Raw genomic sequence first — 17,280 nt, 5'->3', positions numbered from 1 at the left:
AGGGGGTGGAGCGCGGTGCGGGGGTGTGCGGGGGAGGTGCGGGGGTCAGCGGGGCTGGACGGCGATGCGGGTGGCCTTGCCGGTGGAGGCGCCGCTGGTGACGAAGGAGCCGTCCAGGTTGTTGATGGTGAACGCGAAGTCGAAGTTCGCGGTGTTCTTGCCGGTCACCGAGATGTTGGCCTTGAAAGTGATCGTGGAGGCGGCCTTGCCGTCCGCGCCGATCAGGAAGGCGACGTCGGTGTCGGAGTAGGTGCCGCAGCCGGTCTGGCGCCACTCCCCGTGCGAGGCGGTCGTGGTGTTGTTCGGCGAGGTGAAGTTGACGACGCCGGAGGTGGCCGTGGCGCTGCCGTAGTAACTGCCGAGGAAGGTCTCGTGGGTGTTGTCGTCGACGACCTTCCAGCTGCCCGGCAGGGTGTAGCAGCTGCTGCCGCCCTCGACCGCGGCGTTCGCGGAGCCCGTGACGGCCGTCGCGGTGGCGAGCGCGGCGACGGCCGCGAAAACGGCGACCTTGATACGGGTGCTCTTGCGCATGTGATTGTCTCCCATGGAATGGATGAGTATTCCTGCAATTCCCATGATGGCCCGCCGAATTCACGAGAGGTATGGACCAGGTGTCGATTCGTCAGGTCGACAGAAAACCCCTGCACCGCACGCGAGAACGCGCGGCGCAGGGGCCTGTAAATGAGAAAGGGGAATTCAGTCGATCTGCATGACGATGCGCACGGCCGGATCGACGTCCGGCTGCTTCGGCATGGCGGCCGGGTCGATGACCAGGCCGAAGTCCTCCTCGTACGCGGCGCGCAGGGCGGCGTCGTCCGCCAGCTCCACCGTCACGGTGCCGTTCTCGTCCGTACGCGTCAGCTCGCGGCCGTTGACGGTGACCCGGCCGGCCTCGTTCTGGATCGAGCAGATGAGGTTGTGCAGGAACACCGAATCGGGCGCCGTGCGGTACCACCACAGGGTCGGGTAGAAGTCCTCGATCCGCACCGGCCGCTCGTCGAGCCGGTACTGGATCTCCCCGTTCAAGTGGACCTGGAGGAAGCCCTCCTCGGGCCGGGTCACCTGGTAATCGCCGTGCGGGTCCTTCTGGACCTCCGCCGATCCGGTCTCCAGCGGGAACCGGCTGTTCTTGCCGAAGCCCACGTCGATCAGCCAGTCCCGGTCCTCCAGGCTCACGCGCAGCGCCAGGTGGCACAGCGGGGCGCCGAACTCGCCGCCGAGGAAGACCTGGCCGGAGAGGATCTCCACGGAGAAGCCGAGCGCCTCCAGGAGGTGCCCGAAGGCCGGGTTGAGCTCGTAGCAGCCGCCGCCGCGCCGACGGGTGACGATCTTCTCGTACAGGAACTCCCGCTCGAGGCTGAGCTCGGCGCCTTCGACGTGGTAGTCGATGTTCTCGAAGGGCACCGACAGCACGTGGCGCTCCTGGAGGTGCCGCAGCGCGTGGATGTCGGCCTTCTCCGGCCGGCGCGCGCCGATGCGCTCCAGGTACGCGTCCACCATCGCATCGCTCAGCATGGTCTTCGTCCTCTCCTCGGTCATCGCGACCACCCGGTCGGCGGGATGTTGTGGTTCACGCGGAACACGTTCTGCGGGTCGTACGCGTCCTTGACCGCGACGAGCCGGGCGTACGTCGCCTCGTCGTACGCCGAGCGCAGGTGCTCGGGGGTGCTCTCCAGGGCGCTGATGAAGCTCAGGAACGGGCCGCCGATGCGCCAGGGCTCCATCGTCTCGATCAGCCGCTCCTGGAACTCCCGTACGTCCTGGATGTGTTCGGGCCAGACCGGCGCGCCCGCGAACAGCGTGTACGCGGTCTCGCGGTGCGGCAGCGCGTTGGGGTGCTCGGGCTGCCGGCCCAGCGCGCCGCCCAGGTGGCGGAGCTCGATGCCGGGGCGGACCGCGTCCACCCCCTCCTTGATCAGCGGCAGCAGGGTGTCGATCGCCGCGTCGTCGAGCTCCCGGATCCGGGTGGAGCGCTCGTAGTAGACGAACGGGACGGTCGGGTCCATGTTGATCTCGGCGACCCGGGTGTACGGCATGTCCGCGACGGTGTCGAGGACGGCCGGCACGATCTCCCGCAGCGGGCGCACCAGTTCCTCGCCCTCCGCGACGGGCCCGTTGTAGGCGATCCGGATGTGCGCGAGGAAGCGGCCGCGGACCGGCTCGGGCAGTACGTCGATGTCGGGGAAGCGCATCACGGCGATCGAGGACTGCATCGCGTCGGGGACGGTGCCCGTCCAGTCCCGCCAGGTGCGCAGGATCTCGTCGATGTGCTCGCCGGGGAGGAACAGGCCGCCGCCGTAGAGCCGGGCGACGGGGAAGAGGCCGATCTCGATGGAGGTGACCACACCGAAGTTGCCCTTGCCGCCGCGCAGCGCCCAGAACAGGTCCGGGTGCTCCTCGGGGGACACGAACCGCAGCTCGCCGTCCGCGGTGACCAGGTCGATGTTCTTCACGTGGTCGGCGGAGTAGCCGTACGAGCGGCCGAGCGGGCCGAGGCCGCCGCCCAGGGTGTACGAGACGACGCCGACGCCCGGGGAGGCGCCGTTGAGCGGGGCCAGGCCGAAGGCGGCGGCCTCCTCGATGACCCGGCTCCACTGGACGCCGGGCTCGATGCGGGCGGTGCGGGTGCGCGGGTCGATCCGTACGCCGTCCAGGTTGCGGGTGTTGATCAGCAGGGCGCCGTCGGCGGGCAGCGCGACGCCGTGCCCGGTGGCCTGGACCGCGACCGCGATGCCGTGGCGCGCGGCGAAGCGCACCGAGGCGAGGACGTCGGCGGTGCCGTCGGCGAGGACCACTGCGGCGGGCCGGGCGTCCGGCAGGATCCGGTTGAAGCCGAGGGCCTCTTCCTGGTACGCGTCGGTGCCGGGCAGGAGCAGCGGCCCGCGCAGCTCGGACGCGAGCGCGGCGAGGTTGTCGGTGGTCACGGCGGTGGTGGTCACTGAGGTGGTTCCTTTCGCGGGCGGGGTGCTCACTCGGCGGCCTTGCCGGCGGTGCGCAGGCTCGGGAGGGTGAGCGCGGTGAGCAGCACCACGACGCCGCCCAGCCAGGCCACGGTGATCAGCTCTACCTGGTCGACGATCAGACCCCCGACGAGCGCGCCGAGGGCGATGGCCAGGTTGAAGACCGACACCCACAGGGCCGAGGCGGCCTCCATGGCGTCGGGCGCGGACTTGAGCATCCAGGTCTGCAGGCTGACGGAGACCCCGCCGAAGGCCAGGCCCCACAGGACCAGCAGGGCGATGCCGCCGGCCTGGCTCTTGCCGAGCAGCGGGAACAGCAGCATCGCGGCGGCCAGCGCGACGATGATGACGGCCATCGTGCGGCCCAGGTTCTTCGCGACGGCCGCGCCGGCGACGAAGTTGCCGATGATGCCGGCGACGCCGAAGCCCAGCAGCAGGACGCTGATCAGGTCCTCGTCGATGCCGGAGACCTGCTGGAGCATCGGGCTGACGTACGTGTACGCGGCGAGGTGCCCGGTGACGATGAGGGCGGTGGCGATGATGCCCGAGCGGACGCCGCGGTTGGCGAACTGGCCGATCAGCTCGCCCACGCTGACGGGCTTGGTGGCGGGCAGCGAGGGCAGCAGGACCAGCAGGGCGACGAGGACCGCGAAGGCGAGGACGCCGAGCGTGGCGAACGCGGTGCGCCAGCCGGCCAGTCCGCCGATCAGGGTGCCGGTCGGCACGCCGAGCACGTTGGCGGCGGCGACGCCGCCGAAGATGAGCGCGGTGGCCCGGGGGATCGCCGCCGGCTGCACCAGCCGGAACGCGAGACCGCCCGCGACGGCCCAGAAGCCGCCGATGGTGATGCCGACCAGGACGCGCGAGGCGAGCAGGATCCCGAAGTTGGGCGCGAGGACGGTGACCAGGTTGGCGACCGCCATCACGGTCATCAGGCCGACGAGCAGGAAGCGGCGGTCCATACGACCGACGATCACCGGGATCAGCGGCGCGGACAGCGCGGCGACCAGGCCGGGCACGGTCACCATCAGGCCGGCCGTGCCCTCGGAGACGTGCAGGGCGCCGCCGACCGAGGTGAGCAGGCCGATGGGCAGCTGCTCGGCGGTGACGAGGGTGAAGATGCCGACGGCGACGGAGACGACGGCCAGCCAGCTCTTCAGGGAGGTGGGTTCCGGCGCCTGCGCCGGTGCGGCGGTCTCGGCGGGTGTTTCGAGTGTTGCCATGACAAGAACCTCATTCGTGTCTCTGGGGGCGGGGGGCCGCGCCGCCGGGAGCCGGCAGGTCGGCCGCGGGGCAGGTCAGGTGCGCGGGACCCAGCCGGACTCGTCCCAGAACCGCAGCTGCCGAAGCTTCGACGTGGTGGCGATCTCCGCGACCTGCTCACCGCCGAGGACCAGCGTGCTGGGGTGCTCGGGATCGAAGACCGGCCATGCGGGGCCGCTCGGGCCGGTGGGCACGCCGTCACGGGCGAAGGCGGCCACCAGGTCCATGAAGGTCTCGGAGACGGCGCGTTCGTGCGGCCCGTCGTGGAACAGCGGCATGCTCTCCGGCACCGGGTAGGTGGCGGAGATGGCCGCCGGGTCGCCGTACGTGCCGAACAGGAACGGCGAGGTCGCCTCGTGCGGGGTGCCGTGGTGCGGCGGCCGTACGGGGTACGCGAACTCCATGACGTACTGCGGCGAGCGGCCGTGCCGGGCGTGCCGCTCGGACAGCCGCATGATCTGGTAGCGGAACAGCGCGTCGCCCCAGATCTCCGTCCACAGCGACAGCGGGTCCAGCGGGAGCCCGTCGGCCTCGGCGGCCTCCCGGTAGGCGGCTATGCAGGCGTCGGCCAGCTCGTACGGGGCCTTGTCCATCCCCTTCTCCAGGACGCCGCGCACGGCTTCGCGGAGCTCGGCCGCGTCGGTGGGCGGCGGGGTGGGGGTGGGCTGCGGCGGGCAGGGGCCGGTGTAGAACGAGCCCTCGGTCCGGGCGTGGACCGCCATGACCGGCACCTCGGGGGTGGGCAGTTCGTAGTCGAATGCGCTCATCCAGCGGCCGTCGACGACCGGGCCGCGGAACTCGCGGCCGCTGCCGACCTCGCGCTCGCCGGGCAGCCCGCCGAACACCTCCTCCCAGGCGCCCATCAGGGCGGCCGCGGGGACCTCCCGCAGGCCCGGCACCGTCGTGCCGAGCCGGCGCGCCACCGACTCGTACGCCCGGCGGGAGTCGGCCGGGGACAGCGAGGTGGACGGCTCCCACACGTGGCAGGCGCTGATCGGGACGATGCGGCGGACGATGCCGCGCAGCTCCGGCAGGAGCGCGAGCTGCCAGGTGCTCGCCCCGCCGGCGGAGGTGCCGGCGACGGTGATGTTGCCGGGGTCGCCGCCGAAGGCCGCCGCGTTCTCGTGGACCCAGCGCAGCAGCGCCGCCTGGTCCTGGAGGCCCCAGTTGGCGAAGTCGCCGGTGTCGGGGTCGGTGAACTCCTCGTGCAGGCCGAAGCCGAGTGCGCCGAGGCGGTAGTTGAAGGTGACGACGACGAGGTCGCCGCGGTCGGCCAGGCGGGCCCCGTCGTAGACGGGCAGGCTGCCGCCGCCGACCATCCAGCCGCCGCCGTGGATGTAGACGAGCACGGGCCTGGCGCCCTCGGCGTCCTCCTCGGCGGTGGCGCCGCCCGCGGCCCGCGCGGTGGGCGCGGCCGGCGTCCAGACGTTGGCGTACAGGGAGTCCTCGGCGCTGCCGGGGATGATCGGCTGGAGCGATTCGGGGGCGAACGCCGTGGCGTCGCGCACCCCGCTCCAAGGGACGGCCGGCCGCGGCGAGGCGAAGCGCAGGCCGCCGACCGGCGGCGCGGCGTACGGGATGCCGCGGAAGACGGACAGCCGTCCGCAGCGCTCCCCGGCGATCACGCCGGCGCTGGTGTGCGCGAGCACGGATCCGGCTTCGGCGTCGTTCTCTGGCGAAGGGCGGTGGGCGGCTGAGGTGGCCATTGCCGTGGGTTCTCCATCGTCATCGGCGGGCGGTCAGTCACGCCGACTCCACGGTGCCCATTCGAACCGAATGTGCCGCGTCGGATGACTCCGGACCATCCGATGCTGGTAACCGCGCGAGAACCCCGCAACAAGCGGAACGGCACTGTGTCAGGTGCCGGGTTGTCCGTCAGATCGATTCGGCAAGGACGGGTGGCCGTGTATTTTCATTCGGCGTACGCTGCCGGGTTCGAATCGTCAAGGAGAATGCGATGCTGGACGACGCAGGAGTGGCCGAATACCTCGGGCGGATCGGCGCGAAAAGGCCGGAGAAAGCCAATCTCGAGGGTCTGCGCCACCTTCAGGAGCGGCATGTCCTCTCGGTGCCCTTCGAAAACATCGACTACCACCTCGACCGCGAGATCCACCTCGGCGAGCAGGTCGTCGACAAGATCGTGCGCCAGCGCCGCGGCGGCGGCTGCTACGAGGTGAACACGGCCTTCGCGGTCCTGCTCGACGCCCTCGGGTACCGGGTCGAGATCCTGCCGGGCCGGGTCTACCGGCCGGACGGGCTGGGGCCGGCGATGTGCCACCTCGCGCTGCGGGTGACCCTGGACGAGCCCTGGCTGGTCGACGCCGGATTCGGCCGCAACAGCCGCCACCCGCTCCGCTTCGCCACCACTGAGGTGCAGCGGGACCCCAACGGGGAGTACCGGGTCGCGCCGGCCGGGGCCGGCGGCTTCGACGTGTCCCTGGAGGGGAACGCGCTCTACCGGATCGACGACCGCCCCTGCCGCCTCGAGGACTTCGGGCCCACCCTGTGGTGGTGGCGCACCAGCCCCGACTCGCCGTTCCTCCAGGAGTTGTTCTGCTCGCTGCCGCTCGCGGACGGCCGGGTCACGCTCAAGGGGAACCGCCTGGTCAGGGTCGAGGGCGGGGTACGCAGGACCGAGCGGCTGGAGGGCGACGAGCAGATCCTGGCCGCCTACCGCGGCCACTTCGGAATGCTGCTCGACGAACTCCCGAAGACGGTGGCGCAAACCGGACCGTCGGGATCCAGCTGACCTGACACAGACAGTTGACGGACTCACCCGAATACCGTGGACCGGCTGCTGCGGCGGGGCGCACGATGCGAAGAGTACGGCGTTACTCCGTATCCGGAAGGAGCATTGTGTCCATCGTTGATCCCTTGCTGGAATTTCCACTCGACACCCAGCCGGACCCCGACGAATTCCTGCGCGCCGCCCTGCGGTGGCATTTCTCCCCGGAAACGGGTTCGCCGTTCTGGCTGGAACGTGCAGGAACTCTCGGATTCGATCCGCTGAGCGACATCGGCGGCTTCGCCGACCTCGGGAAGTTCCCCAACCTCGCCAACGAACTGCGCCACGTACGGGCCGAGGACCTCATACCCCGCGGTTACGGGGAGAAGCCCGAGGTCGTGGGCGTCTACGAGAGCGGCGGCACCACCGGCGCCCCCAAGCGCATCGTCCTGCTCCGGGAGTGGCTGGACCGGCTGCTCGCCTGGAGCAGCGCCCAGCTGGACCGCCACGGCGTCCCGCAGGACGTGAACTGGCTGGTCGTCGCCCCGACCGGGCCCCACATGGTCGGTGACGTGATCAAGCGGCAGACCGCCTTCCGCGGCGGCCTCGCCTTCACCGTCGACCTCGACCCGCGCTGGGTCAAGAAGCTGATATCCGACGGCAAGGGCGCCGAGGCGGGCGCGTACGCCGAGCACATCGTCGACCAGGTCGCCTTCCTGCTGCAGACCCAGGACATCGGCGTCCTGATGTGCACGCCGCCGGTCCTGGAGCGGCTCGCCCGCCGCGACGACCTGGCCAAGCTGATCGACGAGAAGGTCAAGGCGATCAACTGGGTCGGCACCCAGATGGACGCCGACACCCGCTACCTGTACCGCACCGAGGTCTTCCCCAACGCCCACCTGTACAGCGGCTACGGCTCGACGATGATCCTCGGCAACGCCAGCGAGCGCCCGGGCCTTTCCGACGACGACCCGTGCATCTACGACCCGTTCTCCCCCCACATGATCTTCGACGTGGTCGACCCCGAGACCCGCGAGACCGTTCCGTACGGCGAGCGAGGCCAGGTCGTCATGCATCACATCAGCAAGAGCCTGTTCATGCCGAACAACCTCGAGCGCGACTACGCGACCCGTGTGCCCGGCCCCGAGGGCGTCTGGCAGCTCGGGGACTCCGTGGCGGACATCGCGCCGGTCCAGGAGTTCGACAACGAGACCGTCATCGAAGGGGTCTATTAATGAGCGCCGGGAGCGCCGGTTTGATCACGCTGGACGCGCTCGGGCCCGCCGGACCCTTCCGCGCCCGCAAGCGCATGACCGTCACCGACGTGACGGGCGCCCCGGTCGCCGAACTCAGCCTGGTCCCGAAGCTGTTCGTGACCCGCGCGATGGACGCCCTGCGCAAGGCCGGCTCGCTGCCGGCCGACGAGCGGACGGCGGCGCTGGCCCGCGCCGGCAAGATCTTCGCCGAGGAGACGATCGACGGGCTGTCGTTCGCCGAGTACGAGCACACGGTCGCCCGGGTCTCCGGCGTCCCGATCGGCGTCGTGCAGGCCGCGACCGCCGCCATCATCGAGGCGACCGAGCAGTCCCGGTTCGCCGCGTACCAGGCCCGGCCGACCGGCGCGGTGGACGACTGGCGCGCCGGGGAGACCCGTACGGGCAGCGCGGTGTGGACCCGGCGCGGCGACGTCTTCGCCGTGCACGCCGCCGGCAACCACCCCGGCCCGCACTCGCTGTGGGTCGAGGCCCTCGCCCTCGGCTACCGCGTGGCCGTACGGCCCTCGCGCCGCGAGCCGTTCACCCCGCACCGGCTGATCTCGGCGCTGCGGGCCGCGGGCTTCGGCAACGACCAGGTCGTGCTGCTGCCCACGGACTACGAGGCCGCGGACGAGATCCTGCGCAGCGCCGACTACGGCCTCGTGTACGGCGGCGACGACGTCGTGCGCAAGTACGCGGGCACCAACGTGCTGCCGCAGGGCCCCGGCCGCTCCAAGATGCTGGTCCCGGCCGGCGTCGACTGGCGCGACCACCTCGACACCATCGTGGACTCCATCAGCCACCAGGGCGGTGTGGCCTGCATCAACGCCACCACCGTGCTCGTCGACGGCGATCCGGCGCCGCTCGCGCAGGCCATCGCCGAGCGCCTCGCCACGATCCCCAGCCTGCCCCCGCAGGACCCGAAGGCCGTCCTCGCGGTGCAGCCGGTGGAGGGGGCGCGCGCGATCGAGAAGTTCCTGCTCGCCAAGGCGGCCGGGACCACCACGCACCTCGGCGGCGACGGCATCGTGGAGGAGCTCGGCGACGGGAGCGCCGTACTGCGCCCGGCCGTGCACCAGCTCGAGCGGCCGGACGCCGAGCAGGCCGGGATCGAACTGCCCTTCCCCTGCGTGTGGGTGGCCCCCTGGTCGCCCGCCGACGGGATCGGCCCGCTGCGCAACTCGCTGGTGCTGACCGCGTTCACCGAGGACGAGGCGCTGATCGACGCGCTGCTCCAGGAGCCCACCATCAGCAACGTCTACCTGGGCGACCACCCGACCTACTGGATCCGGCCGGGCGTCCCGCACGACGGCTACCTCGGCGAGTTCCTGATGCGGACCAAGACCGTCATCCGCGACTGACGTACCCGACGGGTCCGGGCCCCGGCCCGGACCCGCTCGCGCACGGCGCGCCGCCGCGTGGGCGGGCACAGGTCTCCCGCTTTCCCTTTCTTCCCGTCACCCAGTCATCCCGTCACCCACAAAGGAGCGTATTTGTCATGTCCATGAATGGAACGGCCGGGTCCAGACCTGTGGGACCGCCACGGCTCCCCTCGCTGACCGGACTCCGCTTCCCCGCGGCCCTCCTGGTCTTCTTCTTCCACGCCTCCCTCGGGGTGCCGTGGATCCGCCTCTTCGAGGACGACGCGGCGAACGACGCGTTCGCCAAGTACGCCTCGCAGGCCGGCGCGCTCGGCGTCACGTTCTTCTTCGTGCTCAGCGGCTTCGTCCTGACCTGGTCGGCCCGCGACCAGGACACGATGCGGGCCTTCTGGCGCCGCCGCTTCGTCAAGATCTACCCGAACTACGTGATCACCTGGGCGCTCGCACTGATCACCTTCGCGGCGGTCATGACGAAGCCCTGGCAGGCCGTGGTCAACCTGCTCATGGTGCAGGTGTGGGTGCCGGACTTCGCCACCAACTTCAGCGTGGACCCGCCCAGCTGGTCGCTCGGTGCCGAGGCGATCTTCTACCTCGCCTTCCCGGTGCTGTTCCTGCTGATCAAGAAGATCGACCCGGCGCGCCTGAAGTGGTGGATAGCCGGCGTCGTCGCCGCCATCTGCCTCACCCCGACGCTGACCTACGCGGTCATCCCGGGCGGTGGCATGCAGATGCCCGGCGCCGACGGCACCTCGACCGTGCAGTACTGGTTCGCGTACGTCCTGCCGCCCGTCCGGCTGCTCGACTTCGCCCTCGGCATCCTGGTCGCCCGCGCCGTGATGGCGGGCCGCTGGCGCAACATCGGCACGACCTGGTCGGCGCTGCTGCTGGCCGTGAGCTACGCGGTCGCCATGAACGTGGAGCACCTGTACGCGCAGCGCTCGGTCACCCTGGTCCCGATCGTGCTGCTGATCGCGGCCGTCGCCACGCGCGACGCGGAGAACAAGCCGACGCCGTTCAACAACCGGTTCATGATCTGGCTCGGCGAGATCTCCTTCGCCTTCTACCTGCTCCACTACATCGTGCTGGCCTACTCCCGGGAACTGCTCGGCGACGCGCTCTACTCGACCCCGGTCGGCATCGCCCTGATCGCCGCCCAGACCGTCGTCGCGGTGCTGCTCTCCTGGGCTCTGTACGCCTGGGTGGAGGCGCCGATCACGCGACGCTTCTCCAGCTCCCGCAAGACCAGGGCGGCGAAGGCCGCGGCGGCCGAGGCCGCCGTCCGGGGCGCCGGTCCGTCCGACTCCGAGGGCCGCACCCTCGAGACCGTCTGACCGTCTGACCGTCTGACCGTCTGACCGCCTGACCGCGGTTCCGCTCCACCGCACGGCTGCGCCGTCCCCACCGGCGCCCCCACCGGCCCTGCGCTGCGCCGCCCTTCGGGTTCCCGGACCCCGAAGGGCGGCGCCTCTGCGTACCGGGTCCTGCCTCCCTCAGGCGGCCCCGGCCAGCAGCCGGTGGCCCGCCGCGGGCAGGCCCAGGCCCACGTACGGGCGCAGCTCGCCGTACGCGCGGGCGTCACCGACGAGGATGCCGCCGAGCAGGGTGCGGCAGTCCGCGTCCAGCACGAGCTTCGCGTACGTCCCCGCCGCCTCGTCCAGCCGGCTCAGCTCCACCGCGCCCTCGGCGGCCGCATGGGCGTCGCCGAAGCTCGCCACCTCCACGCCGAGCAGCTTGAGGCGGGTGGACGGGTCCGCCTCCCCGAACGGCTCCCCGCCCAGGCCCAGCAGCTGCCGGGCGACGGAGGCCGCCATCCGGTACCCCGGTGCGGCCAGCCCGTGGCAGCGGCCCGACACGGCCGCGCACTCGCCGACCGCCCAGATCCGCTCGTCCTGCGTCCGGCACAGCTCGTCCACCAGGAACCCGCCGCGCCCGCCCGTGGCCAGGCCCGCCGGGCCCGCGAGCTCGTCCCGCGGCCGCACCCCCGCCGAGAACACCACGACGTCCGCCTCGAGGGAGCTGCCGTCGGCCAGCACCACCGAGGCCACCCGGCCGTCGGGGCCCGCCGTGATCGCCGCCGTCGCCACACCGCAGTGGATCCGCAGCCCGCGCTGCGCCACGCGCCGCCCCAGGACACCGCCGCCGGCCGCGTCCACCTGCAACGGCATCAGCCGCGGGGCCAGTTCCACCACGTGCGGCTCCATGCCGAGCAGCCGCAGCGCGTTCGCGGCCTCCAGGCCGAGCAGCCCGCCGCCGATCACCACGCCGGGGCGGCCCGCCGCGGCGGCGGCGCGGATCGCGTCGAGGTCGCCGAGCGAGCGGTAGCCGAAGCAGCCGGGCAGGTCGTGGCCCGGTACGGGCGGCACGAACGGCCGCGAGCCGGTGGCCAGGACGAGCGCGTCGTACGCGACCACATCGCCGGCGGTGGTGGTCACGGTGCGCGCCGCCCGGTCCACGGCGGCCACGCCGGTGCTCAGCCGCAGGTCCAGCAGCGGATCGTCCAGGAACCAGGGCCCGGCCAGAGCCAGGTCCGCCGCGCTGCGGCCGTCGAGGTACGAGGACAGCGCCACCCGGTCGTACGCGGGATGCGGCTCCTCCCCGAGCACCACGATCCGCCAGGCCCCGGCGGCATCGAGACTCCGCAGCTCGGCCACGAGCCGGTGCCCGGCCATGCCGTGCCCGGCGACGACGAGGGTTCGAGCGGTACGGGTCATGACGTGCTGCCCCCTTCGGGCCGTACGGCTGCGCACAGCGCGCGGACGACGTCCGTGCAGCCGCCGCAGCCGGTGGTGGCGCGGGTGGTCGTGGCGATCTGCGCCAGGTCGGCGGCGCCGGCCCGGCAGGCCTCGGTGACGGTGTGCTTCGTGACGTTGTTGCAGCGGCAGACGACGGCGTCGCCGGGGAGTTCGCCGGCCCCCGGCGCGGCCGGTGCGATGCCGAGCAGGAGCTCCAGACGTCCGGCCGGCACCGGCAGGCCGAGCTCGTACAACCGGCTCACGGCGGCGATGGCCCGCGGCAGCCCCAGCAGGACCGCCCCGGTGATCCGCTGCCCGTGCAAGGTGAGGCGGGCGTACCGGCCGCGCGCCGGATCGCTGAACGCGACCACCTCCGCGCCCTCGGCGGCCGCCCCGCCCCGCCCCAGGGCGACCAGGTCGACGCCGGGCACCCGCAGCCGGGTGATCTGCCGGGTGCCGCCGTACGCCGGGGCGGCGCCGGTGAGCTGCCGGGCCAGCGACTCGGCCTGCGCCCACGCGGGTTCGAGGTGCCCGGCGGTGTCCTCCGGGTGCGCGGCGCAGTCGCCGATGGCGTGGATGCGCGGGTCGTCGGTGCGCAGGAGCCCGTCGACGACCACGCCGGTGCGGACGCTGAGCCCGGCCCGGCGGGCGAGCCCGGTCTCGGGGACCGTGCCGGTGCACAGCACCAGGGTGTCGGCCGCGAGCACGCGACCGTCGTCGAGGGTGAGCTTGCCGGGGCAGTACGCGGCCGCCGTACGGCCCGTATGGACGTCGACCCCGAGGTCCTCCAGGCGCCGGGTGAGCAGTGCGCCCGCGGCGGCGTCCAGCTGCCGGTGCAGCGGATGCGGCCCGCGGTGGACGAGAGCCACCTCGTGCCCGGCGCGGCGCAGCGCGGCGGCGGCCTCGACCCCGAGCAGTCCGCCGCCGAGGACCACTGCGGCTCCCGGGGGCGCCGCGGCGCACCGCTCGGCGTCGGCGAGGGTCCGCAGCGCGGTTACGCCCTCGGCCGGCAGCCCCGGGATCCGGGGGACGGCCGGGCGGGACCCGGTCGCCAGGACCAGGGTGTCGTAGCGGTGCACGGAGCCGGCCGTGCCGCCGTTGGAGTGCACGAGCCGGCGCGCGCGGTCGATCCGGGTCGCGGTGACTCCGGTGTGCAGGCGGATGCCCGCGGGCAGCGCGGGCAGGGCGAGGGCGGGGGCCGGCAGCGTCCCGTCCAGGACGGAGCCCAGCAGCGCCCGCTGGTACGGGGCCTGGGGCTCGGCGCCGAGCACGGTGATGCCGCCCCGGTGCCCGTGGTGGTGCAGCCGCTCCGCGAACCGCTGTGCGGCCGGGCCGCCGCCGACCACCAGCACCTCGCCCGCGCTCACGACCCCGCCCCGGCCGGCCCGATCCGTACCGCGCACACCTTGAACTCCGGCATCCTGCTGCGCGGATCGAGCGCCGTACTCGTGATCAGGTTGGCCCGGCCCGCCCCGGCGAAGTGGAACGGCAGGAACACCGTGTCCGTCCGCAGCGAGGGGACCAGCCGGACCCGGGCGAGCGTGCTGCCGCGCGCCGAACCGATCTCGGCCCACCCGCCGTCGGTCAGCCCGTACCGTCCGGCCGTGTCGGGGTGGACCTCCACGAACGCCTCCGGCGCGGCCGCGGCCAGCTCCGGGACCCGGCGGGTCTGCGCACCCGACTGGTACTGGGCGAGCACCCGCCCGGTCGTGGCGTACAGCGGGAACGCGGCGTCGGGCGTCTCGGCCCCGTCGCGGTGCTCGACCTCGGCGAAGCGGGCCAGCCCGTCCGGGTGGGCGAAGGCGTCGAGGAACAGGCGCGGGGTGCCGGGGTGCGCCGCCCCGCCCCCGGTGGTCTCGGGGCACGGCCAGTGCAGCGCCTCGCCCGCGTCGAGCCGCTCGTAGCTGATGCCGGAGTAGTCGGCGAGCCCGCCCTGCGAAGCCCGCCGCAGCTCCTCGAACACCTCGCGCGGCGCGGTCGGGAAGCGGCCCGCGGGCTGGCCGAGCCGGACCGCGAGGCCGTGCAGCACGTCCAGGTCGCTGCGTGCCTCGCCGGGCGGGGACAGCAGCCGCCGCCTGCGCAGCACCCGGCCTTCGAGGTTGGTCATGGTGCCCTCCTCCTCGGCCCACTGGGTCACGGGGAGGACGACGTCCGCCAGCTGCGCGGTCTCGGACGGCACGAAGTCGGCCACGACCAGCAGGTCCAGGGACTTCAGCCGCTCCCCGATCCGGGCCGCGTGCGGGGCCGAGACCACGGGGTTCGAACCGAAGACGAGCAGGGCCCGCGGTCCGCCCTGTGTGCCGAGCGCGTCGAGGAGTTCGTACGCACTGCGCCCGGGGCCCGGCAGCGCATCGGGCTCCACCCCCCACACCGCGGCGACGTGGGCGCGCGCGGCGGGGTCGGTCAGCATGCGGTAGCCGGGCAGCTGGTCGGCCTTCTGGCCGTGCTCGCGCCCGCCCTGGCCGTTGCCCTGGCCGGTCAGGCAGCCGTAGCCGCTGCCGCCCCGGCCGGGCAGGCCGAGGGTGAGGGCGAGGTTGATGAACGCGGCGACCGTGTCGGTGCCCTTGCTGTGCTGCTCGGCGCCGCGCCCGGTCAGCACGTACGCCCGCTCCGCGCCGGCCAGCAGCCGGACCGCCTCGCGCATGTCGGCGACCGGGACCCCGGTGACCCGCTCCACCCGCTCGGGCCACCAGGCGGCGGCCCGCGCCCAGGCGGCGTCGAAGCCGGTGGTGCGCTTGTTCAGGTAGCCCCGGTCGGCGTGCCCCTCGACGACGGCGAGGTGGAACAGGCCCAGGGCCAGCGCGAGATCGGTGCCGGGCGTCGGCTGGAGGTGCAGGGCGGCGCCCTCGGCGGTGGGGGTGCGGCGCGGGTCGATCACGATCAGCGCCGCCCGGTTCAGGTGGCGCATCAGCGGCGGCATGGTCTCGGCCGGGTTGGCCCCGGCCAGCAGGATCACGTCCGCGCCGCCGAGGTCGGTGACGGGGAACGGCAGGCCCCGGTCCAGCCCGAAGGCCGCGGAGCCGGCGGCGGCCGCCGAGGACATGCAGAACCGGCCGTTGTAGTCGATCTGGCTGGTGCCCAGTGCGACCCGAGCGAACTTGCCCAGCTGGTAGGCCTTTTCGTTGGTGAGTCCGCCCCCGCCGAACACGCCGACCGCGTCGGGGCCGTGAACGGCGCGGATCTCTCCCAGCCGGGCGGCGATCGTGTCGAGCGCGGCCTCCCAGGTGGCGGGGGCGAGCACGCCGTCCGGGCCGCGCACCAGGGGCCGGGTGAGCCGCCCCGGGGTGTCCAGCAGCGCGGGCGCCGTCCAGCCCTTCTGGCACAACCCGCCCTGGTTCACCGGGAACTGCGTCGGCTCGACGGTCGTACGGCCTGCCGCGCGCGTGAGCCGCGTACCGCACTGCAGCGCGCAGTACGGGCAGTGAGTGACGGCCTCGGCGCGGGCGCCGGTCCCCGGCGATGCGGCGGCCTCGGCGGAGGCGGTGGTCTCAGACACGGGAGGCCCCCGCCCGCACGCGCTCCGGCGCACTCTCGCCGGCCGGCCGCCTGCGCAGGTAGACCGCCCGGGTGACCAGGATGCACACCAGGTAGAAGCCGAGGAAGGCGACGAAGGCCGGCTCGCCGGACCCGGCGGGGCCGCTGTACGCGCTGCGGAAGACCAGGTTGACCCCGACCCCGCCGAGCGCGCCCACCGCGCCCGCGATGCCGATGACCGCCCCCGACAGCCTGCGGGCCCGGGCGAAGGCGGCGCTCGCGTCGTGGCCGGAGGTGACCTCGTCCTCCGCCTGCCGGGCGAAGACGGCCGGGATCATCTTGTACGTCGAGCCGTTGCCTATGCCGGTCAGCACGAACAGGACGGTGAAGCCGGCGACGAAGAGCCCGTACGAGCCCTGCGCCGAGGCCAGCAGCAGCACCGTGGTGCCCGCCGCCATCGCGCAGAACGTCAGCAGCGTGACGCGCGCCCCGCCCCACCGGTCGGACAGCAGCCCGCCCACCGGCCGGAACAGCGAGCCGAGGAGCGGCCCGAGGAAGGTGTACGAGGCGGACTCGAGCGGGGTGGCGCCGAACTGGCTCTGCAGCACCAGCCCGAAGGCGAAGCCGTAGCCGATGAACGAGCCGAAGGTGCCGACGTAGAGGAGCGAGATCCACCAGGTGTGCGGGTTGCGGGCGGCCTCGCGCTGGGCGCCGGGGGCGCTGCGTACGGCCGCGAAGTTGTCCATCTTCAGGGCGGCGAGCAGCGAGGCCGCCACGATGAGGGGGAGGTAGACGGCGATGACGTACGCGGGGTGGGTGCTGCCCGCGGTGGCGATGACGAGCAGGCCGATCAGCTGGACCGCGGCGACCCCGAGGTTCCCGCCGCCCGCGTTGATGCCGAGGGCCCAGCCCTGCAGGCGCTGCGGGAAGAGGGCGGTGATGTTGGTCATCGAGGAGGCGAAGTTGCCGCCGCCGACCCCGCCGGTGGCGCCGATCAGCAGGAACACCCACAGCGGGGTGCCGGGGCGCTGCACGAAGTACAGGGCGGCGAGGGTGGGGACGAGCAGGACGGCCGAGGCGAAAACGGTCCAGTTGCGGCCGCCGAAGCGGGTCACGGCGTAGCTGTAGGGGAGCCGCAGGGCGGCGCCGACGAGGGTGGGGACGACGACGAGCAGGAACTTCTGGGCGGGGGTGAAACCCAGGCCGATCTCGGGTGACATGAAGAGCACCAGGACCGACCACATGCTCCACACCGAGAAGCCGATGTGCTCGGAGAGGACGGAGAAGATCAGGTTGCGGCGGGCGGTCTGCTTGCCGGAGCGCTGCCAGAACTCCTCGTTCTCGGGGTCCCAGTCCTCGATCCAGCGTCGGGTTGCCGGCCGTGCGGGCCGTGCGGGCGGCGTCATGGCTTCTCGGCTTTCTCTTCGGCGGCTGACTCTATGAACTATACAGTTCAGTTCAGTTCACCGCCATGGCCGATCCGGGGAT

The 17,280-nt window shown here is 72.8% G+C and carries 13 protein-coding genes; 4 read left to right on the top strand and 9 right to left on the bottom strand.

Translation table 11 applies throughout. The features are described 5' to 3' along the window. Positions 1-45: 45 nt before the first annotated feature. The 5 genes from AB5J51_RS20080 to AB5J51_RS20060 all read right to left on the bottom strand — a co-directional run bounded on the left by AB5J51_RS20080 (position 46) and on the right by AB5J51_RS20060 (position 5,929). A complete protein-coding gene (locus AB5J51_RS20080) occupies positions 46-531 on the bottom strand; it encodes a hypothetical protein (RefSeq protein WP_053787091.1) in 486 nt (161 codons plus the stop codon). A gap of 165 nt (positions 532-696) precedes the next feature. Then, entirely contained in the window at positions 697-1,539 is an 843-nt protein-coding gene (locus tag AB5J51_RS20075; protein ID WP_369778223.1) for an arylamine N-acetyltransferase, read from the bottom strand. Continuing rightward, positions 1,536-2,939, bottom strand: coding sequence for an FAD-binding oxidoreductase (locus AB5J51_RS20070; protein ID WP_369778222.1), 1,404 nt, complete (start codon positions 2,937-2,939; stop codon positions 1,536-1,538). The genes AB5J51_RS20075 and AB5J51_RS20070 overlap by 4 nt, the downstream gene beginning before the upstream one ends. Before the next feature lie 29 nt (positions 2,940-2,968). Further along, positions 2,969-4,183 carry an MFS transporter gene (locus AB5J51_RS20065; protein ID WP_136226016.1) on the bottom strand — a complete coding sequence of 405 codons (1,215 nt, stop codon included), beginning with the start codon at positions 4,181-4,183 and terminating at the stop codon, positions 2,969-2,971. Positions 4,184-4,258: 75 nt separating this feature from the next. Further along, positions 4,259-5,929 (bottom strand): carboxylesterase family protein, encoded by a 1,671-nt coding sequence (locus AB5J51_RS20060; protein ID WP_369778221.1) that lies wholly within the window; start codon positions 5,927-5,929, stop codon positions 4,259-4,261. Positions 5,930-6,180: 251 nt separating this feature from the next. Here AB5J51_RS20060 and AB5J51_RS20055 point away from each other — a divergent pair, with 251 nt between their 5' ends. The 4 genes from AB5J51_RS20055 (at position 6,181) to AB5J51_RS20040 (ending at position 10,917) form a co-directional block, all read left to right on the top strand. Then, a complete protein-coding gene (locus AB5J51_RS20055) occupies positions 6,181-6,972 on the top strand; it encodes an arylamine N-acetyltransferase (protein ID WP_053787093.1) in 792 nt (263 codons plus the stop codon). Positions 6,973-7,079: 107 nt separating this feature from the next. Beyond that, positions 7,080-8,183 carry an AMP-binding protein gene (locus tag AB5J51_RS20050; RefSeq protein WP_369778220.1) on the top strand — a complete coding sequence of 368 codons (1,104 nt, stop codon included), beginning with the start codon at positions 7,080-7,082 and terminating at the stop codon, positions 8,181-8,183. Continuing rightward, a complete protein-coding gene (locus AB5J51_RS20045; RefSeq protein ID WP_369778219.1) occupies positions 8,183-9,565 on the top strand; it encodes an aldehyde dehydrogenase family protein in 1,383 nt (460 codons plus the stop codon). The genes AB5J51_RS20050 and AB5J51_RS20045 overlap by 1 nt, the downstream gene beginning before the upstream one ends. Before the next feature lie 137 nt (positions 9,566-9,702). Continuing rightward, positions 9,703-10,917, top strand: a complete 1,215-nt coding sequence (locus AB5J51_RS20040) for an acyltransferase (RefSeq protein ID WP_107093513.1) — start codon at positions 9,703-9,705, stop codon at positions 10,915-10,917. Positions 10,918-11,076: 159 nt separating this feature from the next. On the opposite strand, the gene AB5J51_RS20035 is transcribed toward AB5J51_RS20040, so the two are convergent. The 4 genes from AB5J51_RS20035 to AB5J51_RS20020 are packed head-to-tail and all read right to left on the bottom strand — an operon-like array spanning position 11,077 to position 17,198. Then, positions 11,077-12,297, bottom strand: a complete 1,221-nt coding sequence (locus tag AB5J51_RS20035; RefSeq protein ID WP_369778218.1) for an FAD-dependent oxidoreductase — start codon at positions 12,295-12,297, stop codon at positions 11,077-11,079. Beyond that, complete coding sequence (locus tag AB5J51_RS20030) at positions 12,294-13,721, bottom strand: FAD-dependent oxidoreductase (protein WP_369778217.1); 1,428 nt, start codon at positions 13,719-13,721, stop codon at positions 12,294-12,296. Before AB5J51_RS20030 ends, AB5J51_RS20035 begins: the two co-directional genes overlap by 4 nt. Then, on the bottom strand, positions 13,682-15,814 hold the full coding sequence (locus AB5J51_RS20025) for a molybdopterin oxidoreductase family protein (RefSeq protein WP_369778216.1): 2,133 nt from the start codon (positions 15,812-15,814) through the stop codon (positions 13,682-13,684). Before AB5J51_RS20025 ends, AB5J51_RS20030 begins: the two co-directional genes overlap by 40 nt. Further along, entirely contained in the window at positions 15,807-17,198 is a 1,392-nt protein-coding gene (locus tag AB5J51_RS20020) for an MFS transporter (RefSeq protein ID WP_369778215.1), read from the bottom strand. Before AB5J51_RS20020 ends, AB5J51_RS20025 begins: the two co-directional genes overlap by 8 nt. Between the last annotated feature and the right edge of the window lie 82 nt (positions 17,199-17,280).

Source organism: Streptomyces sp. R33, from assembly GCF_041200175.1.
GTDB lineage: Bacteria > Actinomycetota > Actinomycetes > Streptomycetales > Streptomycetaceae > Streptomyces > Streptomyces katrae_B.
This window is presented reverse-complemented; position numbering and strand designations above follow the sequence as displayed.